Below are 22,326 nucleotides of genomic sequence, written 5' to 3'. Positions count from 1 at the left end.
AACTATATAAAATCGTAGCTAAAACTACTCATTGTAAAAACAAAACCTGCCCAGCTACTCCTCAAGCAAAATAAGATAAATTATGTTGGAATTACTACCCCTGGATGATTGGCATAATCCGTTAGGATTAATTTCACCCTATCTTGCCATGCGGTTTGAAATAATCTCTCAATTTCAAAATTTCCTTTATCAGTGAGTATAAGTTCTAGCCACTCCCCCATTTTCGGGTCAGCAGGAACGATTCTAGGATTATAGGACAGAGTAACACGTTCTCCTGTATCAACTCTTTCTAATGCTAGATCTCCATCAATATCAGCTTCAAATCTTAACAGATTACGTCGATCAAATTTACCTCCCAATCCATGAAAGCCGCTAATATCAGTAGCCCCTGTAACAAAAGAGGCAATATTTGCCATGACGCCTACAACCCCATCTCCTAATGTACCAGACATCAATACACGTATTTCTCCCCGCCTAGGCAGAGCGTCTGGATAGAGAAGTTTAAGCCCCTTGAGCAGCATCAAATAAGTTCCGGCAACAGTAGGACATGAATGCCCCGCAAGTTTTACGCATTCGGCATAGGAGTATTTTATCACTCCATCATGAGCTGCTCCGAGCATCTCAGCCAACGGATCATAGAGGGATAATTTGGGGATAGATTTGAAAAAAATAGGTGTCATTTATTTTGCCTTGAAAAGTTTTACATATTAAAATTATACATTGATGTAGTAATTAGCTTCTTGACCGAAATCAATTCATAAATCCGATGTTTCTGATAATGTGTCGAAAAAATAAGGAGTATTTTTTGATTTACATCACCATACATACAATACACCTGTTGTCTGCCTTCATCTATGGCGGTTTTTTGATGACCGATTATCTTTTTCTATCTCGAATGCAAAATTCTCTGGATAATGAAGAATACACGAAAGCTCGCAGTGCTTTTATGATCTATGTTCGTAATGTCGTCCCCTATTCTTTATTTGTGGCAGTCGGAACGGGCTTATATCTGATCCATACCCTTTTTGGTTCTATAGCACCGGAGGGACTTTCTTATTTTCAGAGTATCTTAGCCTTAAAAGCATTTCTAGGATTATGGTTGGGAATACGGGGATTTAATCAAAAAATTCTGAAAATAGATCCGTGGATTTTTAAATCCCATACCCTCCCCTTTTATTTTGTTATATTTATTGTCATACTGTCACAGTTTATGCATTTGTAAATTTACGAACTATATCCCAAAATATAGCAACAAATGAAAGAAACCAAAAGCTATTCATCACAAGATTTGATTCATAGGGTGTAATCAGATACATTAACGGAATACCAATAAATAAGGGCCATTTCGTAAAATAGATCAGTAATAACAGCGCACCGTATACCTTACGTTTCATAATATTGTACGGATCTGTATGGCAACCGCCAAAATCGCTAGATTCAGCAGAAAAATCGACAGCGATCCACCACGGGATAACAAGGTTTCCATGCGGGTTCTTTTTTTCCCGTGGGTTGCAAAGGCGATATACAAATGAACCAACGTTGCCAGAGAGATTAATCCGACGAGCACCATTTTGCGATGAACCCATGAACCAAGTTCACTCCCATCTCCACTCACCTGAAACAGATTGTACTGCCCAGCCAACACAAAGCCGGTAGTGATCAAGATAAGAAGCCAAACACTCTCAAAATAGCCGTAAAATGGACCGATTGCACCATAAATACGTTCTTGTATCTCTTTTTCACGGATAAAAATCCCTAATCCGAAAAGGAGCAAACCGCCTCCAATCCAGGCACACGCAGCAAGTATATGAAGATACAAAATAATATGCATTGAATACTCTTATAATAATTTTCATGATTATATAGCCTCCTCAGGAGAAGAGAATTGATTTATATCAAGAAGTTATAATAATCAAATTACTGTTAGCCACCCGTTTCATAAAAAGCACGGTTGGAAACACTAAATTCTTCCGAACCCCACAGATTTTTTTCAGGTTTATTGAGTACTACCTCTTCTAAAATCTCTTTTGCTTTAAAGGTATTTTCATCTCGAATTGCCTCTTTGATACTTTTCGATCCCTCAAAATAGAGGCATCCGATCAAATCACCCTCTGCACTAAGGCGCAGTCGATCGCATGTAGAGCAAAAATCATGGCGATGGGGTTCGATTGTCCCGAATCGGTATCCATCATGTGTCTTATAAAGATTGGCAGGTCCCCCCTCCTCTTTGGGAATCGGTGTAAAATCAATATGATTTTTTAAAACATCCAATATCTCTTGAGATTTGAGACCTTTTACACTGCTGTTGGCAAAGCTATTTTCCATGTATTCGATGTAGCGGATCTGAGCCCCATGACTGCGGGCAAACTCAAAGAGCTGAACAATTTCATGCTCATTAATATTTTTCAAGATGACACTGTTTATTTTTACGTTCAACCCCGCTTCAAGGGCCGCATCAATTCCTCTCAACACCGGTTCCAACACCTCTTTTTGGGCAATATGGCGCGCAATATCAGAATCGAGCGAATCGAGTGAAACATTAATTCGTTTGAGACCGGCTTGTTTGAGTTTGGCGGCAATAGCAGGTAATAAAAATCCGTTCGTCGTTAGCCCTATATCGATATGAGGTGCATAGGCGTAAATCATAGAAATAAGTTCATCGAGGTTTTCGCGAGTTGTCGGTTCGCCGCCGGTGAGACGGATTTTAGTAATACCACTGTCGATGGCGATTTTGATAAACGCGAAGAGTTCTTCATAGCTCAGTAGATTTTCTTTTGGAACCCAGCTAAAAGGTTTTTCAGCCATGCAATAACGGCACCGAAAATTGCACCGTTCGGTAACCGATACACGTAAATAGGTCACTTGACGTCCGAATCGATCCACTAGCATTTTCAACCCTTGTATTCAATAACAAGAGTATCACTAAAAAAAGAGGGATTGTTCTTGACTTATGTCAAGAACGGCTATCGTTCTGCTCCATTTTGACCACGATTTTATCCAACATCCCTTGGAATTTATCGAGCATCTGTTGAGTATTGGCGATCTTTTCAAGAGAGTTGATCGTGAGATTTTCAGACATATCGATGTAATCTTCGATTTCTGCTTTGGAGGGGTCGCTAAGTGAGGTTTGTGATAACTGCTGTTCCATTGTTTTCGCGGCGTCTTCGATTTGTACCAATGTATTTTGTGATTCGATCAAAGCGCTTTGTGCCTTATGAACCACTTTTTCGACATGCAGCAAAAAAGTTTTCATATCCGATTCGGCTTGCATCAGCTCACTTCGAGGCTCTGAAACACCAACCGGTTCCATGTGTAGGTCATCACAACGAATTTGAGAAACCTCTTTGGCATTGCTCAAAAAGCGGTCGAATTCTTCGTCAATTTTTTTACTCAGCAGGATACTGCCGATTACTGCGATAAGAGTTACAAACGCTCCAATGTACTGAATCCACTGTAGTCGCTCTATTTTATCTTCCGAAGCGGCTGTATAAGCATGTACCGTTTGATCGATTTGATCTAAAAGAAGATTGTTGAGCTGGTAGAGTTCGGAAATCTCCTCTTCAGAGGGGGAAGATTTTAATTCTATTTTAACTTTAATAGTTTCGGCCATCGTCAAAAATCGATCACTCAGACCCCCTATTTTCTCAAGCCGCTCAGCGATATCATCGTTTGGAGGAGGAGCAATTTTCCCATCATAAGTACCGCTTTGGAGTGATCTGAGATTGAGCATGAACTCATTTTTGGCTTCACTAAAAGGTGAAAAATCAGATGAAGCACGATGAAGATTTAAAAAAAGCTCTTTTGCCATTTTTTGAGTTAACATCCGCTCTTTACCGACGATATGGATAACATAGCCATCATGCTTGCTTTGCTCATTCATGTAAACGGTTATGGCAATCAAACTGACAAGTAATAAGGAAAGGATAAAACTGATAATTTTGATTCGAGACGTAATTTTTTTCATCGTATACCTCGTCTAATTATACAGTGATTTCAGTGCGTTAAGATCTAAGACTCTCACCGACCCATCAATCACTATGATCTCTTTGCGAACGAGTTTCCCCAGTAAACGCGATAGAGTTTCCGGCTGTATATTTAGCAATGCCGCAATTTCCTGTTTTTTGAGCCGGTTAAATTTATCGAGCTCATGGACCAGCATAAAAGCGACTTTTCCCATCGCATCGAGAACCATATTGTTAAAAAAAGTACGCTGATAATTCTCCACACTCACCAAAACACTGTGGAAACAGCGAAGGGCAAATTCAGGACTTTGGGTAAATAACAGAGATAATGCCGAAGTTTTTATCCCGATCAGCGTCCCTTTGCTTTGTGCTTCGATGGTACCGAATGTTTTAGTGATGTAACGATTATTCTCGAAACGGATATCACTTAATGCCATCGAGGATTCGTTATAGCAGATGGAAATTTCATGTTCATCATGGGAGAGTTTATAGGTACGTAAAATTCCATCGACCACAAAATACCAATACGGAAGATCGTCCCCCTCGTAAAAAAGGAGTTCTCCCTTCTCAAACGTTTTTGTAGATGATTGCGCTGCAATCAACTCCAAATCACGAGAAGAAAGTCCCTGAAACAACAAAAGTTTTTTAGCCGTTTGGTTAAAATCCATTCTTTTATTGACCTATTATCTCTTTGAGAATATCACGGATCGAACGGTTCTGTTCACTTGAAAGAGACTCAAGTTTTTTAAACGTTTCGCGATCAATCCATTCGCTCAGTTTGATCACATTTTCTTCCATCTCTTTGAGTCTGGCATAATTAGCTTCGAGTTCATGGCGCTTGGCACTCTCTACCGGTGCACGAAGCGATTTGTATCCGATCAAATTTTCATTTTTATCTATCAAACCTGAGACTTGTGCGTATACCCAGTAAAATCCACCATCTTTACGAAGGTTTTTCACATAGCCGGACCACATTCTCCCCTCACCCAGTGTTTCCCATAGATTGGCAAACAACGATGAAGGCATATCAGGATGACGAACGATATTGTGCGGTTTACCGAGCAACTCGTCGATCTCGTAACCGCTAATATCGGCAAAGGTTTCGTTAGCATAGGTAATGATCCCATAAAGATTCGTATGCGATACAATCAGCTCATCGCTCGGAACTTCTGTCTCGATACAGAGCGTTTTCATTATTTATCCTTTAGGTGTCCATGGTAGACGATGTCTTTGGCATCGATATCATCTGCATTGAGACGTTCCATAAGCTGCTCATCAACGCGCTCTAATTTCCCCTCTTCATCAGAAAATTCACTTTCGCTGTAAGCCATTGCCATTTCTGCGGAGAGAATATGGGGAATTTCTTGAATAACACGGAGTTTTTCAGACTCTTCTTCTGTCGTTTCACCTTCTAAAATAATGATGATTCGACCCAACTCATCGTGAGCATAAACCTCACACTGATTATTCGCTCGTAATTGTTCTAGCACGAATGCTATGTACTCCGGCGCACATTTAACGACAACACTTGATATGTTCATGGTAACTCCCAAAATAGAATTTTATTTTCATCGGCACATGATACGAACCGCTTTTCATCGATAAAGGCAATACGGTTCAGCGTCGCAGTGTGCCCTTTTGCCATAGCAATTTTTTGACGCTTGATCGTATCAAAAACACTGATCAAATTCTCTTCATCCATCGCGGCTGCCATCACCCCTGCACTCGGGGAAAGGGCTACGGTGTAGATTAAAAAAGAGCCCTCAAAGCGGGAATAGCTTTTCCCATCGAGGGTATAGAGTATCGCACGGCGATCTTGACCGGCGGTGAGAACACGATTGTTTTGGATATCTATTTTATAAATATTATCGACATTCCCCCCCTCAATACGACGGATGATTTTCATCACAGCCGTATCGATAACCGAAACAACCCCCGCCTCTCCGGCAATAACCGCTATTTTTTTATCCGTAGATAGCGCCATATCACTCAGCGGTGAGGTTCCTCCGCTGAGCGTTTTCATAATCCGATTGGTTTTAAGATCAAAAAAGACCACTTCATTGCTCAAGAGTGCCAGTGCAACTTTGAACTCTGAAATAAATGCGATTTTTTTCACAACGGTTTTAGTGGAAAAAGAGGTTTTAGCCACTTTTCCCCCACGGATGGTGTATAAACAGCCATCTTCTCCCGCTACGATCAACGTTTTAGCATCCGATGAGAGATCAATACTCATGATTTTCTGCTTTATTTTCTCACCCCATGAATCTTCGATAACCGGAAGTACGGTTGTGGAGATGATTTTTCCTTTTGGGGTGATATGCAAAGCCTCGCCATTCGCGGTTCCGGCCCAAATATCTCCTCCTCTAACCACAAAATCTAAAACCGGTGAAGAGGTTTTCACACTCACTTTCGGAGAAATCACCCCCGCATAGAGTGTCAGAGAGAAATACAGTACAAATAAAAAAGATTTCATGTGCTCTCCTTGAGAGGATGGAGTGTGATCGTAAAGGCTGGACATACTCCAATACAAAATCCGCATGCGGTACATGCATTTGAATCGATCTCAGGATTCCATAATCCGATAAATTGTATCGCTTTATCGTTACAAACGTCAGCACAACTTCGACAAATTGTTTTATTCCACGCCAAACAGCTTAAAATACCGATTTTGATTTCAGCTTTTAGCGACGTTATAGGCTCTGCAACAAAACAATCACTTTCACATGCAGTGATACACTCTCCGCAAAAGGTACAGCCACGACGTGAAAAATCGAGATAAGGAACGGTTGATTCTTCACGAACTATGATCCCCTCTTCGCAAACATTTTTACATGCAGAAGTAGTACAGCTTAGGCAATTATCGCTATTTTCAACGATAAAGCCTGGGAGATGAGGATGAAAAGGTTTCTCTTCCTTCCCAGCTCCCGTAGCCAATGCAACCAATGAGGTAAAAAATCCGCGACGTGAATCCATTTTAATCTTCCAACAAATCTTTATTTAAATCAAATGATCCGGTTTTATCTTCCATTACCCCATCACGAAGTGTTTTGATCAAATTCGTTTTATACTCGCCACCGATTTTTTTACGGTAAGCTCCTTTAAATTTGTTCATTACGGCCGGATCGAGTTCCGCTTGCGGTGCATGACATTGTGTACAGTTCCAACGACCTTGATACAATTCCCCTTTGAGATCTTCCATTTTACGCAAATTTGTCAAATGCGATTTTGGGATAGAAACTGCTCCGACACTTGGGGCAACTTCGGGCATATGGCATGAGGTACAAGCATTCTCTTCTTGGGTAATGATCGGCAACTCACTGATATCATGCGGAATCATCGGTGGTGCATTATCGTATGCGCGAGGGATCCGTTTATTTCCTGCTCCTGGAGCAGCACCTTTGTAGGTATAAGGTTTTTCAACCAATCCCGTGTCTGCATCAACACTTACTTTTGAAAGTCCTAAGGACTCATCTGCAATATCTTTGTTTTGAGCTGCTCCTGAGAGCCATGTAGTTCCCAGCACTAAAGCTGTAACAACGCTGATCACACTTTTCTTCATGTGTTACTCCTTACCTTGTTGTTTAAATAGGCGAATATCAAAATTTAAAGCATTATCATCACACACTTCAACACAGCGAGCACAATTAGTACACTCACCCATGACGACAAATTCACTTCGTTTACCGATCATATGTAAGACCGGTTTTTCAGGGCAAATAGTGGTGCATTTCATACACAGCGTACATTTTTCCTGATTGTGTTTTACACGGATCACACTGAATCGTCCAATGAGCGAATGAAATCCACCCAACGGACACAGATGACCGCAAAACCCGTTTTTTACTCCAAATAGATCGAAGAGAAAAACACCTGCCACAACGGCAGCGCCGAACCCGATACCAAAAATAAGGCCACGGTTCAGCATCCCGATAGGACTGATAAATTCAAATGCCGCAACTCCAAAAATCGCTGAAAGGGCGATTGAGAGCGCTAATACCCAATAGCGAAGATGTCGGCTGATCACAACTCGACGCTCCACTTCGTTAATCCGCAAGACACGGCGCAATCCATTGGCTGCATCGGTAACCATGTTGATCGGACACACCCAGCTGCAAAAAGCTCTTCCGCCGATGAGGGCGTAGAACAGCGTGATAATAGCTGCTCCAATAAGTACATCCAGTCCCAGCAACGCACCCGCTGCAGACATTTGAATCACTGCAAACGGATCAGCTAAAGGGATCGTTCCCATAACCAATGAGCTCCCTAGATTACCTTCGAGAACTTTCCATCCCCACGCATGAGCTCCGAAATAGAGGACAATCATCGACATTTGTGTCAAGCGGCGAAGAATTAAAAATCGGTGTTTTTTAAGCCACTCCATTTAAAACTCCTCATCATTTAGATAATCGACCGGTTTTTGCGAACTGGTTGGGGTTACAGTCGTTTCACCGCCCCCTGTTTGGGTTTCCAGACGTTTTTCATCTTTTTCATCCCACCCTTTGATGTAATTGCTTCCGGCTTTCCCTTTAGCAACTTCCAAAGGCAAGACGAAAATAGAGGCTTTCTCAGTCACACACGCTTTTTCGCACATTCCGCATCCGGTACACACATCTCCGATTACACGGGGAACCAGCAGGGCATGTTTCCCCGTACGGTCATTTCGACTATGATCGATTACAATCGCTTCGTTGATCAACGGGCACGCTCGATAACAGGCATCACATTGGACACCCCAAAAAGCAACACACTGATCCGAATCGATCACTGCAATCCCCATCTTCGCCATGCCGATATCGAAAACTTTATGACCGTCTTTCGCCATTTTCATGACCAATGACTCCTCCAACGCACCCGTAGGACATGGTGGGACACAGGGAATATCTTTACACATATAACACGGGATTTCCCGCGCGATAAAATAAGGAGTTCCTACCGGAACATTATCTCCGGCACGGGCAAGACGAAGCGTATCATACGGACATGCTTCGACACACAACCCGCAACGAATACAGTGCGATAAGAAATCTTCTTCGCTCAGTGCTCCCGGAGGACGCAAAACGAGAGAAGCAGCACTCGCTTCATCGATGTACGCACTCCATGTTAATGCCCCAAGTGTTGCTAACCCGATCCCTTGCAATGCTTGCAATAAAAATCGGCGACGTTCACTCATCGGGAGCTGTTTTTCCGTTGCCATGGTTAAGCCTTATAGACCTTGACCGCACATTTTTTGAAGTCGGTTTGTTTAGAAATCGGACAGGTTGCATCTAAACATACTTTGTTGATATACACTTTTTCATCAAACCAAGGGACGAATACCAATGATTTAGGCGGTCGATTACGTCCTCGTGTTTCAACACGGGCTTTTACTTTACCGCGACGTGATTCAACCCATACCAGTTCACCGTCTTTTGCTCCCATATCTTTAGCCGTTTCAGGATGCATATAGCAAAGAGCCTCAGGAACTGCTCGATAGAGTTCAGGTACACGCATAGTCATCGTTCCAGAATGCCAATGTTCGAGTACACGACCCGTACAGAGCCACAATGGATACTCTTTGCTCGGAGTTTCAGGCGGCTCCATATAAGGGTGCATAAATATTTTCGCTTTATTGCTCAAATCCACTTTTGGTTTCGAAGCATCCGGCCCGGCAAGAGTCCCTTGTTGGATCACTTTGCTAAATTCACCGTAGAAGGCAAACTCACGGCCTGTTTTCTTCGCATACGGATCGTATTTCGCGTTAAAACGCCATTGTGTCTCTTTACCGTTAACAACCGGCCATTTTAAGCCGCGAACACGGTGATAGGTATCAAAATCGGCCAAGTCATGCCCGTGACCGAGACCGAATTTGCGATACTCTTCCCAGATGTATTTATGGATAAAGAAACCGTATCCTTTAAACGGCTTGCCATCGCTTCCGAGGACATTACGTTTATCACCGCCCGCTTCAGTATTAGCAAACCCTTTGCCGATCGGATCAGGCCATTTATAACTTTTTGCTTCCGCATTAGCGAACAAGACATCAAACAATGTATCGGTCGGTTTATATCCCATTTTTTGAGCTTCACCTAGTACACTTGGGATCGTTACTTTATCGTTGATTTTCCACTCTTTCCAGACTTCGGCAAGGGTGAAGCGTTTAGCAAATTCTGCCGTTTGCCACAAATCTCCCATCGCTTGACCGACCGGAGTTACTTGCTGTTTCCATTGCTGTGTACGGCGTTCGGCATTACCGTATCCACCCCATTTCTCATAAATCATCGCCGATGGGAGGATCAAATCGGCTACTTTTGCTGAAATACCAGGATAAGCATCCGAACAGACGATGAAATTATCCATCTCACGCGCCGCTTTGATCCAGTGGTTTGCATTGGCGGTATCTTGCCATGGGTTATTAACCTGAACCCATGCCCATTTCACTTTACCATCTTCTAAATCACGCATAATCTGGACAAAATGGCTTCCGGCTACCGGATTGATCGTTCCTGCTGGAACTTTCCAGATGTGTTCAGAGTGTTCACGGTGTTTAGGATTCATAACGACCATATCCGCAGGGAGACGGTGGCTAAATGTTCCGACTTCACGCGCTGTTCCACACGCCGATGGCTGACCGGTAAGAGAGAATGCCCCAGAACCCGGTTTTGCTTGTTTTCCGAGTAACATATGGACCATGTACGATTGAGAATTTACCCATGTACCACGTGTGTGCTGATTGAAGCCCATTGTCCAGAAACTGACAACTTTACGCCCTTTTTCGATGTAGAGATCGGCAAGCGCTTTGAGTTTTTTCTTGAACGCTTCGATATCCTCATCCGGATTACCTTTAGCAACACTCGCGACGTAATCGAGAGTATACGGTGCTAACCCACGTTTAAACTCTTCAAAAGTAATAACCCAGTTTTCCGCAGCAGTTGCATTGTGAGTCATTTTCATGGTCTCACCGCTCTCATATCCAAATGGTTTGAGTGCAGGTCCCTCTAACGCGCCCACTTTTTTCGAAACCTCTTTGGCTACCGTATCTTTTTCCGATTCACGGAATTTTGGATGGTTAACATTGTTACGCATTCCATATCCGGTATCAACCCAGCTTGTCGCAAATACACAGTTTTCTTTGACATATTTCCAGTCAATCGATTCAGGAGCGTTGTAAACTAGCTCACGTGCAATGTAGTTCCAAATTGCCAAATCGGTACTCGGTCGGAAAATAATCTCGATATCGGCCAAATCCGAAGTACGTTGTGTATAGGTAGAGAGATTAACGACTTTTACTTTTGCTTTGTTGGTGAGTTTACGATCGGATACGCGTGACCAAAGGATCGGATGCATCTCCGCCATATTGGCACCCCATGTCACGATCGTATCGGTCAGCTCAATATCATCGTAACAGCCCGCCGGTTCATCGATACCGAACGTTTGCATAAATCCGGTAACCGCTGATGCCATACAGTGACGTGCATTAGGGTCAATATTATTAGATCGAAAACCTGCTTTCATCAGTTTAAGTGCGGCGTACCCTTCATGGATCGTATATTGACCTGAACCAAATACCCCAACCGATGTAGGACCGTTTTTAGCATACGTCTCTTTGAACTTATCTGCCATAACATCAAAAGCTCTTTCCCAACTCACCGGTTGAAATTTCCCTTTTTTACTAAACTCTCCATTCGCACCAACACGTAATAGCGGTTGAGTCAAACGGTCAGCTCCGTACATGATTTTCGCGAGAAAATACCCCTTGATACAGTTAAGCCCTTTATTCACCGGAGCTGCCGGATCGCCTTTGACCGCGATAATTTTGTCATTTTGGGTTGCGACCATAACACCGCATCCTGTTCCGCAGAAACGGCATACCGCTTTGTCCCAACGCCATCCTGATTCGCCTGTTTTACTAGCAGCTTCAACCTCACTCGGCAAAACCATCCCTACTGCCGCAGCAGCAGCGCTAGCAGCGCTGGCTTTTAAAAAATCTCTACGACTTTCTTGCATTGTTGATCCTTTTTAATGGATTATTTAGAGAGCACCTCTAAAAAGTTCTTTTCAAAACTTTTCAGAAGTGCTTTCTTTTAATTACACTAATAATTCTAATGTAATAAGTGATTTTAAAAATTGACCTAAGTCAAGGAAAATGAATTTATGATAAAAAAAGTGGAAAGAAATGAAGATCTGTCCAAACAGCGATTTTTTTCTATAGGAGGTCAAGCAAAAGAAAGGAAACACTGTCTGGAAAGATCACCCCGAAGGGTGAGGAGATTATTTAGAGATATGTGCAGCGATTGCAGAAATTTGAGCATCATTGAGAGATGCTACTTGCCCTTTCATAAGAGCTTTTTGAGCAGCGCCGTAACTGCCGTCTTTATACCCTTTGAGAGCGGTCGTAATTTGTGCCGCGCTCATATCTTTAATAATTTTACTTTTACCGAGTGCCGCTTTTTCACCGGCTGGTCCATGACAGGATGCACATTTTTTATAAAGTGCCGCACCGTCTTCTGCTGCATGAGCACTCACGAAACCTAGAGCGATCAATGTTGCCAATACCATCAAACTTTTTTTCATACAAAGCTCCTACTGTTAATATGGGAAATTATAGATCGTTTCCAAATCAAAAGCTTTGACCTGAGTCAATTTATTTACGCAGGGTAACAAAATGAGCTAAGCGTTCAACATCTGCGAGACGAATCGATGTTTCAATCCTACCTAACGTTTGAACACCTTCTCGAAAAAGCTGCACATAAAAAGGTTTCTGATAGCCCACAGCTTTTAACTTATTACTCATGGTAATGATCTCCTCTTCGCTGAGAAGATCTGGATGAAACGTTGTTCGAACTTCAAATGCTGTATTAAAGTATTGAAGCGTATCAAAACACTCCCAAAACCGTTTTTCACTTCCGCCACCGCAGATATCGGTCATTTTGGATGCTGGTGCTTTGTAATCCAATGCGGCGTAATCGATCAGATCCTCACGGATTAGCGCACGAATCACATCGGGACGCATGGCATTGGTATCCATTTTTATTTTAAATCCGAGCGCTTTGATCGAACGGCAAAAAGAGATCAAGTTTGGATAGAGAGTACACTCTCCGCCGCTTAGAACTACCCCCTCGAGCAATCCGAGCCGTGAGGATAAAAACGCTAGGGCTTCTTCTTCACTAAGTTTTCCTTGGCCGAAAACAATATCGGGGTTATAACAGTAGGTGCATCGCAGGTTACATCCCGCAAACCAAAAAATGGCGGCAGGGATATCGGGGTAGTCTAGAAGGGTAAAGCGGGTGATATCATAAAGCGGCAACATGACGTTTAGAGGATTCATGAAAGCAGGTTCGCTCTTTATGCTCCCCTTTTTTACCGAGATTAAAACTCTCTACCGGACGGTGGTATCCCATCACACGGGTATAGACCATGCAACGTGTACGCAAGCTCTTGTTTACTTCTAAAATTTCATGGGACTTCATACATTTTCCTTGTGTTGGTATTGACTCACTATTTGCTCATCGCATTTCGGACAAAATTCATATTCTCCGCTCAAATAGCCATGGTGCGGACAAATTGAAAATGTCGGGGTAACGGTGATGTAGGGGAGACGGAAATTGGTGATGATGTTTTTGACCATAGCTCGGCACGCTTCACCTGAACTCAGCCGCTCATTCATATACAAATGGAGTACGGTTCCTCCCGTATAGCGACATTGAAGCTCATCTTGGAGACTCAGTGCCTCGAAAGGGTCATCCGTAAAGGAGACAGGGAGCTGTGAACTGTTTGTATAATAGATATGCTCCCCCTCGCCGGCTTGTAAGATCTCTGGATAACGTTTTTTATCTTCTTTAGCAAAACGGTACGTTGTCCCCTCTGCCGGTGTTGCTTCGAGATTATAAAGATTTCCGCTCTCTTCTTGGAAAAAGCGCATTTGATCCCGTAAATGATCAAGAATATTCTTCACCATATCGATCCCATAACTCCCTGAAATATTTTCATTGTCCTCTGTAAAATTACGGAGCATTTCATTCATTCCATTGACACCGATCGTTGAAAAATGGTTCCGAAAATCTTTGAGATAGCGAGCGGTATAGGGATAAAGTCCGCGATCAAACATATCTTGTACAAAGCGTCTCTTTTTTTCCAACGTTGAATACGCTATTTCCAATAATCTATCCAACGCTTGTATCAACCCCTCATAATCATTTTTATAGAGGTATCCTAAACGTGCCATATTAATCGTCACTACTCCGATACTTCCGGTCATCTCAGCACTCCCGAAAAGCCCATTACCTCGTTTAAGCAGTTCTCGCAAATCGAGTTGTAACCGACAGCACATGCTCCTTACCGCTCCGGGTTTATAGGCATGTGGATTTTCAATTAACTCTCCGACATCATTACGGATATACTGACTTCCGATAAAATTCTGAAAATAACTGGAACCGATCTTTGCCGTATTTTCGAATAAGATATCAGTATTTTCTCCATACCAGTCGAAATCCTCCGTGATGTTAACCGTAGGAATCGGAAAAGTAAAAGGCTGCCCTCCCTCATCTCCTTCGGTCATTACCTCATAAAAGGCACGGTTGATGATATTCATTTCTTTTTGAAAATCTCCATAGGTCAGCTCTTTTAGCAGCCGTTTTCCACGCTCATGTAATTTTCGCTGATGATGTACGGTTTCGGTTATCTCCTCAAAAAGATGATGATCGCGGTAGGTAGGAAACTGCTCTCTTAAATCTTCGGGAACCACCCAATCGATCGTTACGTTGGTAAAGGGTGATTGTCCCCAGCGTGCGGGGACATTGAGATTATAAACAAACCCCCGTATCGCTTTTTTGACTTCTGAAAATGGTAGTGCATCGATAAAAACATACGGAGCCAAATAGGTATCGAACGAGCTAAATGCCTGTGCTCCCGCCCATTCGGATTGTAAAATCCCTAAAAAATTCGCCATTTGTCCCAGTGCTTCTCGCAGATGACGCGGCGGAGCACTCTCAACACGCCCCCGAACCCCGTTGAATCCTTCATTTAACAGCGCACGTAGACTCCATCCGGCGCAGTACCCCGTAAGGCAATCGAGATCATGAATATGAATATCGCCGTTACGATGCGCTGCACCCTCATGAGGAGCATACACTTTATCGAGCCAAAAATTAGCGATTACCTTGCCTGCGAGGTTATTGACGAGTCCCGCATTGGAATAACCCGTATTGGCATTGGCATTAACGCGCCAGTCGGATTTCTGAATATACTCTTCGACACTTTGAGTCGAGTTGACATAGGTAGTATCTTCATCCAAACCCAAAATATGCTCTCGTTGCATTTTATGCAAAAAACGATAGGTGATAAACGACTTCATCACACTAAATGCACCCGATTTATGCAGCTCTTCTTCGATCAGATCTTGGATCTTTTCGACTTCAAAAATACCCTTATATACAATCTGAAACAGTACTTTAGTTATGACATCCTCATTGACGCTGAGTTGTACACTCTCATACGCTTTGCGAATTGCATCTTCAATTTTAAAAGGGTGATACAGCTCTGAAGAGCCGTCTCGCTTGATCACACGTTGAATACTCGACATTGGTATATCTCCTCCAAAATTGACAAATTATTTTATAGAGATCATTGTATTTAATTATGAAATTATTGTCTTTGACTTGGGTCAATTTTAGAAGTTTGAAAAATTGACTCATCTTGACCTTCGTCAATACTTCCCCTTTATTATCTCGTTATACTCCCAAATATTTTCAGAGGATTCCGCTATGAGTACCTTTTCCGCTATCACTAAAAAACAAAACTATTTCTTATCCCAGCCCCATCAACCATTTTTCGTTTTTGGCGTTCTGTGGGCAATTGTATCAATGATTCTTTTCACTCTCTCCCACAAAGGAGTCATTACCCTCGCCGTATCTGAAAACGAGTTTCACCTTTATTCTCTCGCGTTTATCGTCTTTACACAGTTCTTCCACGGGTTTTTGTTTACAACCTTTCCCCGTTTTTGTACCAGCATGACTATCCCTCGTGAGGTCTATATCCGCATCGTATGGCTTTATCAAATCGCATCTGTTCTCTTTTTTATCGGTTCGCTTGCGTCACAATGGATCGTTTTAGTGGCGATGTGTGCAGGATTATTTGCCCATGCTATGGCAATTTTTACCCTTCATTGGGTCTATAAAATCGGTCAATCCCCGCTAAAGCAAGATCCTTATTGGATATTGGTCGCACACACTATCGCTCTTGTCTCACACCTCGTTTGGATTATCGCTTACGGCATCAGTTTGATTTGGGACTTCCACGGATGGTTTGAGATTATCGTTCCGATCATCGTAAACTTCTTTTTTGTCTTTCTTACCTTTTCCGTTGCGCAACGGATGATCCCTTTTTTCAGCCATTCACAAGAAGCTAAATCCAACTATTTTGTTGAAACTGTTTTTGGATTTTTGATTATTAAAACCTTATTGGCGATCTTTGCCTTTTCAGTAGCCGAAGCGGTGGTCAGTATTCTCCTCGCCCTTTATCTCTTACGTGAGTTTTTACGCTGGAAACTCCACCCGTTTCATTCCCCGGCGATTGTCTGGATTCTCCATCTCGCCTTGTTTTGGCTTCCGGTAGCACTCTTGCTCGGCGGAATACTCCAAATTATTGAAACACTCTATACTCTTAATTTTCTTTTTGCAGGGGTACACCTTCTGGTGCTCGGTTTTTTAACCACCGTACTTATCGGGTTTGGAACACGGGTCACCCTCGGACACTCCGGACAACCTCCCCATGCGGACAAACTCACCATCATCCTTTTTTGGTGGACACAAATCATCGTCCTCTCCCGTTTAGCCCTCTCTATCGATACCGCACTCGGAGCATCGCACGGATGGCTTTTTGATGCAGCGGCGTCTGCGTGGATTCTTTTATTTATGATTTGGAGTTTACGTTATGGAAAAACTCTTATTTTTGGTCAAAAGTAACACGTATATCCTCTATCGGATTGTTATTTTTTTTCGTATTTTATGCATACCTATACCGATAATAATCAACGTAATCAACCCGATAAAAAGCGGCCATAATAAATAAAGAGAAATGTGTCCCTGTGTAACAATCAAAAAATTGGCTCCAGCTGGAGGATGGATTGCTTTGAAAACATGCATCAACATAATAATAATCCCAAAACCCCCGCCGATAGCAAGCCATTCTCCGTTACTGTACCGTAAAATCAAAAAACCGATGATCGTAGAAAGGATGTAACTTATTACAACATTCCATGGCTTCGAAAACTCACTCTCCGGTGCGCTGAAAAGAAGAACAGCCGTCGCCCCGAATGGGGCAATAATAAGCATCTGCTCTACAGACTGAGCAATCAAACCAATAAAAGAAAGACCTAAAAAGGCTCCGATTCCCGTTAATATTCCGTCTATTAGATGAGGGGAATTCTTACTATTTGTTTTATACATTTTTTCCTGCTATACTTTTTATTAAAATACTACCACAAAGTAGACAAATAGGGTATCAAAAGTAAAATTGGTTAAAATACTTCATTTACATGGGGGAAAAGCAATGCACTTTTCGAAAACTACCGAGTATGCTATACGGGTGTTATCGTATCTACACCGCCATTCAGAAACTTCCCACTCCGTCAATGTTCTCCATCAAGAACTCGATCTTCCCTACAAATATCTCACCAAAATGGTGACGGATTTGGTCAAAAAGGGACTAGTAAACGCCTCTCGCGGTCGTGAGGGGGGGATTAGTCTGGCTAAAAATGCGGATGAAATCCGTTTGTGCGATATTCTCGAAGCGATTGGAGAACCGTTGGAGCATGAGCGTTGTATCTTGGGATTTGAGAAATGCGATGCTTCAAACCCGTGTGTTTTGCATGAGCAATGGGTTCAGCCTAAAGAGTTGATTGAGACGATGCTCACAACTACGACTCTGGCTTCACTCATAGATAATAAAGAGACAAAATTATAGGACTAGAGTTTCAGGCTTTTTGTAAAATGCAACGAGATCAGTTTTTCGAGCACCGCTAACACATCCTCTTCATCACTGAGCGATTCGACAATAGAGTGGATGCACGCTTGATAGGGATCAAACCCGTGGGCAATCAATTTTCCTGCATAAATAAGCAATCGTGTTGATACGGCTTCTTGGATATCACTATCGCTTAATTGACGGATTTCCCCCGCGATTGAGACCAGTTTTTGGGCAATCTTTTCATCCACCCCGCTCTCTTTAACGATCACCTCTGTCTCTACCTCCGCTTTTGGGTAGTTAAATGTAAGGGATATAAAGCGTTGTTTAGTGCTGGGCTTCATCCCTTTTAAGACATTTTGATATCCAGGATTGTACGATACCACGAGCATAAAATCAGGATGAGCCGTGATCACTTCACCGGTGCGATCGATCGGGAGAACCCGGCGATAATCGGCAAGGGAGTGTAAAACGACCGTCGTATCTTTGCGTGCTTCGATAATCTCATCGAGGTAGCATATCCCGCCGTTACGCACCGCCTTCGTCAATGGTCCATCTTGCCAATAGGTCCCGTTTTCATCGATCAAATGGCGACCCACTAAATCCGCAGCGCTAAGATCATCATGGCACACCACCGTATACACATCACGCCCCAACTCTTCCCCCATCGCTTCCACAAATCGCGTTTTTCCGCACCCCGTCGGTCCTTTGATCAACACAGGGAGGTTCATCCCAGCCGCCGCTTTGAAAAGCTCAACCTCATTGGATTGAGGTAAATAGTACGTTTTAGACATAATGATTCCTTTTATTTGGTCAAGTTCATATAGATTTCGGGTAACACTTTGGGGAGTTTTTTGGCATCGCGGATCACTGCATAAGAGTTCCGTCCGAAAAGATAGGGGAGATACTCTTTCGCATCGATATCAATCGTAATACAAAACGGCGTGATCCCCATTTTCTTTACCTCCTCGATCGCTTTCTTCGTATCTTCTATCCCATAACGCCCATCGTAGCGGTCAACATCATTGGGTTTCCCGTCACTGAGAATCAGCAGAAGCTTATTGGCACTTTGTTGTTTGGCTAAAATCTTGGCACTCTCTCGTATCCCTGCCCCCATACGGGTGTAATATCCGGGCTTAATAGCATGAATCCGCCCGCGAATAGTGTCGCTGTAGCTCTCTTTGAAATTTTTAATGATGTGAAAGTTGACCTTGGTGTTTTTGATCGAGGAAAAGGTATAGATGGCAAACCGATCTCGGAGTCGGTGAAGCGATTCGGAAAATACCATCAAAGCATCTTGTATCATGTCGATGACCCGTATCTCTTGGGTTATCCCTGCCTCGGTGGAGAGAGAAACATCCGCTAAAATCAAGGTGGACATATCACGCATCTTTCGCTCATACGTTTGGAAAAATCGCTGCGGATGGTTTGAGCGGTTCTGATGTCCTTTGTAATCGATCCATGTACCGATATTGATCTCATCGCCGTAGGGGAGATTGTCTCTTTTAATCCGATCGAGTTCCATAATATCCAATTCACTCTGGATACGGCGCATCATTTTTTGGAGTCGCTTTGGCAATTCGATGGGTTCGGTATGGAGCGAAATAATGGGTTTTATACAGACATAGTTTTTGAGATAGAGCTCTTTTTTATAGTCCCACTCATCGATAAAATGCCCTTTTCCCAAGGGATATTCTTCTACGCTGTTAGCAGAGATGTCCAAATCCATTTTGATACGGGCGGAGAGGTTGGCATCTTTTTGTCCTAGCGTGATCTCCTCTAAATCTTCGGCATTGTAGAGTGCATCCTCATTAAAACTGTCATTTTCCTGCCGATCAACCCTCACCTGCTCCATCAGGCTCATAATCGACTCAGGCAAAAAGAGGAGTAGTCCGTCCGTCTCTTTTTTATCGTCGATTTGTTCGCTCTTTTTCTTCATTTTCAAGATTTCGGTTTTGTTCTCCTCATCTCTCTGTCTGTGCACCTCTTCCTCATCATCGATTGAGAGGAGTTTGTTGGAGCTAGAGAGGGATGGATAAATCCATAGCGGATTGGGATAGTTATCTACTGATGAGGCTTCTAGGGAAGGTTCATCAGTAGATAATTCAGGATAATGTTCACATAAATAACGGTGGCTATACGTATAAAACTCACAAAAGCCGGGATACTTTTCGATGAGAAGATTGCTGGCTCTGGTGTTTTCAGAAGAGATATTTTGAGTATTAACCGTGACATTAGAGAGCATTGCGATTAACCAGTAATAGTGCATCTCATTGTGTGTTTTTAGAGGAAAATACGCCAAAGAGGCAGGGAGATAAATCCCTTTTTCATCTTGCCAAGCAAGGAAAAAAGTTTTACCCGTCCCTGAGAATCTCTCCATGAGCGTTCGTGACGTGTGGATGGAGCGTTTATCGGTAATATGGAGTTCTTTGGCTTTTTCACCCCCCAAGAGGTGATAAAAGAGTTTTAACCCTTTGGCAATATCCGCAAAAGTAACCTCTTCGTCTTTAAAAAGACGAGAGGCTTTTTTCGTGACATAGTGGTCCCAGAATTTACCGACTTTTTCATCCATTACGCGACTACTTGCTCTTCTTTCACAAAGAAACTGTAAAAATAGGTCAACAGCCCCAATAGAACCATTACCCCAAAGGCTAAACGAACGCCATACACTGTGCTAATCGCTTCTTGTGCACTCATGAAATCCAATGCATCCGCAACATCGCGTAGGCGTTGCATTTCGATTTGTATGATACCTGCAACGGTTAATGCCAACGTAAGACCGATCATACCGATCACCATCATCCAAAAACTGGTAAGTTCTATGCTCTGAGCTCTCGGCCCGTTTCCATGAGGACGACCGCGAAGAATCGGCATCGCATACGAAATCAATGTAAAACAAATCATCACATACGCACCGAAAAAGGCGAGATGTCCGTGTGCTGCGGTCAGCTGCGTCCCGTGCGTATAGTAGTTAATTGGTGCGAGTGTGTGCAAAAAGCCCCAAACGCCCGCTCCCAAAAATCCAACAACCGCTGTCCCTTTTGCCCATGTCAGCGCAATTTTATTGTCATGTTGGATACGACGGTTTTTTGCCATATTGTAAGCAAACAAAATCATTAGGAAAAAGGGGATAGGCTCTGCCGCAGACGCAATCGATCCGATCCATAACCAATACCCAGGGGTACCGATAAAGAAAAAGTGATGCCCTGTTCCCGCAAGTCCGGAAATCAATGTCATCGCAATAATCAAATAGAGCCATTTATCGATATGTTCACGGTCAACTCCGGTCGTTTTAATAAGAACAAACGCCAAAAGAGCACCCAAGATAAGTTCCCATGTCGCTTCAACCCACAAATGGACCACAAACCACCAGAAGAATTTATCCATAACTAGATTTTCAGGTACATAAAACGCAAACAAAAAGAAAAACGCTAACCCAAAAAGACCCGTCAACAAAATAACCGATATGGTTGTTTTACGTCCTTTAATCACCGTCATTGTCACGTTTAAAATATACGATAGTACGACCAGAACAATCCCGATTTTTGTAATCGTCGGCTGTTCCAAAAACTCACGCCCCATCGTCGGCAACAGATTGTTATAGGTTAACTCCGCCAATGTCGCATAAGGGACCAATAAATAACCCAAGATGGTTGCTACACCCGCCGCCGCAAATACCCAAAAGGTGATTTTGGCCAACATCGGGCTCCAAAGTTCCCGTTCGCTCTCTTCAGGAATCAGATAATAGGTTGCTCCCATAAACCCGAATAATAAAAGAACAATCAACAAGTTCGTATGAACCATACGAAGAACATTAAAAGGGATTGCAGGGAATAAAAAATCCCCGTACAAATACTGAACCCCCATACTAAGACCAAAAACAATCTCCCCTGCCAGAAGAATGAGTGCAAAAATAAAATATGGTTTTGCGACCATTTGAGATGAATATTTCATAATCTTCCTTATCCTTTAATGTTTGGAGGCCACTCTTGATTGTTGACACGAGAGGTCCAAATCAAAAAGTCTGCAAGATTGTTCACTTGTTCCGGGCTCAGGTGAAACTGCGGCATTTTTCGTCTATCTGGGGTATCGAGCGGTTGTGCCGCCATCCATCCGGCTAGATAGGTTTTAAACGTAGCTTCATCATTAGCACCAAGACGAGGAAATGCATTCCCAAGCTCCGGAGCATAATATGCCCCCTCCCCCATGATCGTATGGCAACCGACACAATTGTTCTCTTCCCATACCACTTTCCCCCGAGCAACGGACTCAGTGATTTTGTCATCATTACTCAGCTTTGGGATTTGTTTAACGGTATCTATAGTCAGTCCGGTAAAAACCAAAATCGCGAAAAGTCCCCCGCCAAAGTAAATATTTCTGGCCATATTTTTTGTAATACGTTCAGACATTTCAGCTCCTGTATTTA

25 protein-coding genes are annotated in these 22,326 nt (G+C 42.9%); 3 read left to right on the top strand and 22 right to left on the bottom strand.

Going from position 1 to position 22,326, the window contains the following annotated elements; all coding sequences use genetic code 11:
- Positions 1–80: 80 nt before the first annotated feature.
- Entirely contained in the window at positions 81–680 is a 600-nt protein-coding gene (locus tag RMO68_RS01590; protein ID WP_310438956.1) for a hypothetical protein, read from the bottom strand.
- 158 nt (positions 681–838) lie between these two features.
- On the opposite strand from RMO68_RS01590, the gene RMO68_RS01585 reads away from it, so the two are divergent.
- Positions 839–1,222 carry a hypothetical protein gene (locus RMO68_RS01585; protein ID WP_310438955.1) on the top strand — a complete coding sequence of 128 codons (384 nt, stop codon included), beginning with the start codon at positions 839–841 and terminating at the stop codon, positions 1,220–1,222.
- Positions 1,223–1,390: 168 nt separating this feature from the next.
- On the opposite strand, the gene RMO68_RS01580 is transcribed toward RMO68_RS01585, so the two are convergent.
- The 16 genes from RMO68_RS01580 to RMO68_RS01505 form a co-directional block, all read right to left on the bottom strand.
- On the bottom strand, positions 1,391–1,831 hold the full coding sequence (locus RMO68_RS01580; protein WP_310438954.1) for a hypothetical protein: 441 nt from the start codon (positions 1,829–1,831) through the stop codon (positions 1,391–1,393).
- A 92-nt stretch (positions 1,832–1,923) separates the two neighbouring features.
- The gene (gene moaA / locus RMO68_RS01575) at positions 1,924–2,889 is read right to left on the bottom strand and encodes a GTP 3',8-cyclase MoaA (protein WP_310438953.1); all 966 of its coding nucleotides are present in this window, start codon (positions 2,887–2,889) and stop codon (positions 1,924–1,926) included.
- 64 nt (positions 2,890–2,953) lie between these two features.
- A complete protein-coding gene (locus tag RMO68_RS01570; protein ID WP_310438952.1) occupies positions 2,954–3,964 on the bottom strand; it encodes a type IV pili methyl-accepting chemotaxis transducer N-terminal domain-containing protein in 1,011 nt (336 codons plus the stop codon).
- Between the two features lie 12 nt (positions 3,965–3,976).
- Positions 3,977–4,630 (bottom strand): Crp/Fnr family transcriptional regulator, encoded by a 654-nt coding sequence (locus tag RMO68_RS01565; RefSeq protein ID WP_310438951.1) that lies wholly within the window; start codon positions 4,628–4,630, stop codon positions 3,977–3,979.
- A 4-nt stretch (positions 4,631–4,634) separates the two neighbouring features.
- On the bottom strand, positions 4,635–5,156 hold the full coding sequence (locus RMO68_RS01560) for a PAS domain-containing protein (RefSeq protein WP_310438950.1): 522 nt from the start codon (positions 5,154–5,156) through the stop codon (positions 4,635–4,637).
- Complete coding sequence (locus RMO68_RS01555) at positions 5,156–5,503, bottom strand: chaperone NapD (protein WP_310438949.1); 348 nt, start codon at positions 5,501–5,503, stop codon at positions 5,156–5,158. The genes RMO68_RS01560 and RMO68_RS01555 overlap by 1 nt, the downstream gene beginning before the upstream one ends.
- Entirely contained in the window at positions 5,500–6,435 is a 936-nt protein-coding gene (locus tag RMO68_RS01550; RefSeq protein ID WP_310438948.1) for a hypothetical protein, read from the bottom strand. The genes RMO68_RS01555 and RMO68_RS01550 overlap by 4 nt, the downstream gene beginning before the upstream one ends.
- Positions 6,432–6,935 carry a 4Fe-4S binding protein gene (locus tag RMO68_RS01545; RefSeq protein ID WP_310438947.1) on the bottom strand — a complete coding sequence of 168 codons (504 nt, stop codon included), beginning with the start codon at positions 6,933–6,935 and terminating at the stop codon, positions 6,432–6,434. Before RMO68_RS01545 ends, RMO68_RS01550 begins: the two co-directional genes overlap by 4 nt.
- 1 nt (position 6,936) lies before the next feature.
- Complete coding sequence (locus tag RMO68_RS01540; protein WP_310438946.1) at positions 6,937–7,521, bottom strand: nitrate reductase cytochrome c-type subunit; 585 nt, start codon at positions 7,519–7,521, stop codon at positions 6,937–6,939.
- A gap of 3 nt (positions 7,522–7,524) precedes the next feature.
- Entirely contained in the window at positions 7,525–8,343 is an 819-nt protein-coding gene (napH, locus tag RMO68_RS01535; RefSeq protein WP_310438945.1) for a quinol dehydrogenase ferredoxin subunit NapH, read from the bottom strand.
- Positions 8,344–9,156 carry a ferredoxin-type protein NapG gene (gene napG / locus RMO68_RS01530; RefSeq protein WP_310438944.1) on the bottom strand — a complete coding sequence of 271 codons (813 nt, stop codon included), beginning with the start codon at positions 9,154–9,156 and terminating at the stop codon, positions 8,344–8,346. It lies immediately after the preceding gene.
- 2 nt (positions 9,157–9,158) lie between these two features.
- Entirely contained in the window at positions 9,159–11,945 is a 2,787-nt protein-coding gene (gene napA, locus RMO68_RS01525) for a nitrate reductase catalytic subunit NapA (protein ID WP_310438943.1), read from the bottom strand.
- A 264-nt stretch (positions 11,946–12,209) separates the two neighbouring features.
- Positions 12,210–12,512: a c-type cytochrome gene (locus RMO68_RS01520; protein WP_310438942.1), complete on the bottom strand. Its 303-nt coding sequence runs from the start codon at positions 12,510–12,512 to the stop codon at positions 12,210–12,212.
- 70 nt (positions 12,513–12,582) lie between these two features.
- Positions 12,583–13,266 carry an anaerobic ribonucleoside-triphosphate reductase activating protein gene (locus RMO68_RS01515; protein WP_310438941.1) on the bottom strand — a complete coding sequence of 228 codons (684 nt, stop codon included), beginning with the start codon at positions 13,264–13,266 and terminating at the stop codon, positions 12,583–12,585.
- The gene (gene nrdD, locus RMO68_RS01510) at positions 13,232–13,408 is read right to left on the bottom strand and encodes an anaerobic ribonucleoside-triphosphate reductase (protein ID WP_310438940.1); all 177 of its coding nucleotides are present in this window, start codon (positions 13,406–13,408) and stop codon (positions 13,232–13,234) included. Before nrdD ends, RMO68_RS01515 begins: the two co-directional genes overlap by 35 nt.
- Positions 13,405–15,519: a ribonucleoside triphosphate reductase gene (locus RMO68_RS01505; protein WP_310438939.1), complete on the bottom strand. Its 2,115-nt coding sequence runs from the start codon at positions 15,517–15,519 to the stop codon at positions 13,405–13,407. The genes nrdD and RMO68_RS01505 overlap by 4 nt, the downstream gene beginning before the upstream one ends.
- 181 nt (positions 15,520–15,700) lie before the next feature.
- On the opposite strand from RMO68_RS01505, the gene RMO68_RS01500 reads away from it, so the two are divergent.
- Positions 15,701–16,900, top strand: a complete 1,200-nt coding sequence (locus RMO68_RS01500) for an NnrS family protein (protein ID WP_310438938.1) — start codon at positions 15,701–15,703, stop codon at positions 16,898–16,900.
- Positions 16,901–16,912: 12 nt separating this feature from the next.
- Here the strand turns inward: RMO68_RS01500 and RMO68_RS01495 are convergent, their stop codons facing one another.
- Entirely contained in the window at positions 16,913–17,383 is a 471-nt protein-coding gene (locus RMO68_RS01495; protein ID WP_310438937.1) for an HPP family protein, read from the bottom strand.
- A gap of 103 nt (positions 17,384–17,486) precedes the next feature.
- Between RMO68_RS01495 and RMO68_RS01490 the strand changes: the two genes are divergently transcribed.
- Entirely contained in the window at positions 17,487–17,900 is a 414-nt protein-coding gene (locus RMO68_RS01490) for an Rrf2 family transcriptional regulator (protein ID WP_310438936.1), read from the top strand.
- 2 nt (positions 17,901–17,902) lie between these two features.
- On the opposite strand, the gene RMO68_RS01485 is transcribed toward RMO68_RS01490, so the two are convergent.
- The 4 genes from RMO68_RS01485 to RMO68_RS01470 are packed head-to-tail and all read right to left on the bottom strand — an operon-like array spanning position 17,903 to position 22,309.
- Complete coding sequence (locus RMO68_RS01485; protein ID WP_310438935.1) at positions 17,903–18,694, bottom strand: CbbQ/NirQ/NorQ/GpvN family protein; 792 nt, start codon at positions 18,692–18,694, stop codon at positions 17,903–17,905.
- Between the two features lie 11 nt (positions 18,695–18,705).
- Positions 18,706–20,472 carry a VWA domain-containing protein gene (locus tag RMO68_RS01480; protein ID WP_310438934.1) on the bottom strand — a complete coding sequence of 589 codons (1,767 nt, stop codon included), beginning with the start codon at positions 20,470–20,472 and terminating at the stop codon, positions 18,706–18,708.
- Positions 20,472–21,854 carry a cbb3-type cytochrome c oxidase subunit I gene (locus RMO68_RS01475; RefSeq protein WP_310438933.1) on the bottom strand — a complete coding sequence of 461 codons (1,383 nt, stop codon included), beginning with the start codon at positions 21,852–21,854 and terminating at the stop codon, positions 20,472–20,474. The genes RMO68_RS01480 and RMO68_RS01475 overlap by 1 nt, the downstream gene beginning before the upstream one ends.
- 8 nt (positions 21,855–21,862) lie before the next feature.
- Complete coding sequence (locus tag RMO68_RS01470) at positions 21,863–22,309, bottom strand: cytochrome c (RefSeq protein WP_310438932.1); 447 nt, start codon at positions 22,307–22,309, stop codon at positions 21,863–21,865.
- Positions 22,310–22,326: the final 17 nt, after the last annotated feature.

The organism is Sulfuricurvum sp. (assembly GCF_031427015.1).
GTDB lineage: Bacteria > Campylobacterota > Campylobacteria > Campylobacterales > Sulfurimonadaceae > Sulfuricurvum.
The sequence above is the reverse complement of the archived record's forward strand: the minus strand, read 5'-3'. Positions and strand labels throughout refer to the sequence as shown.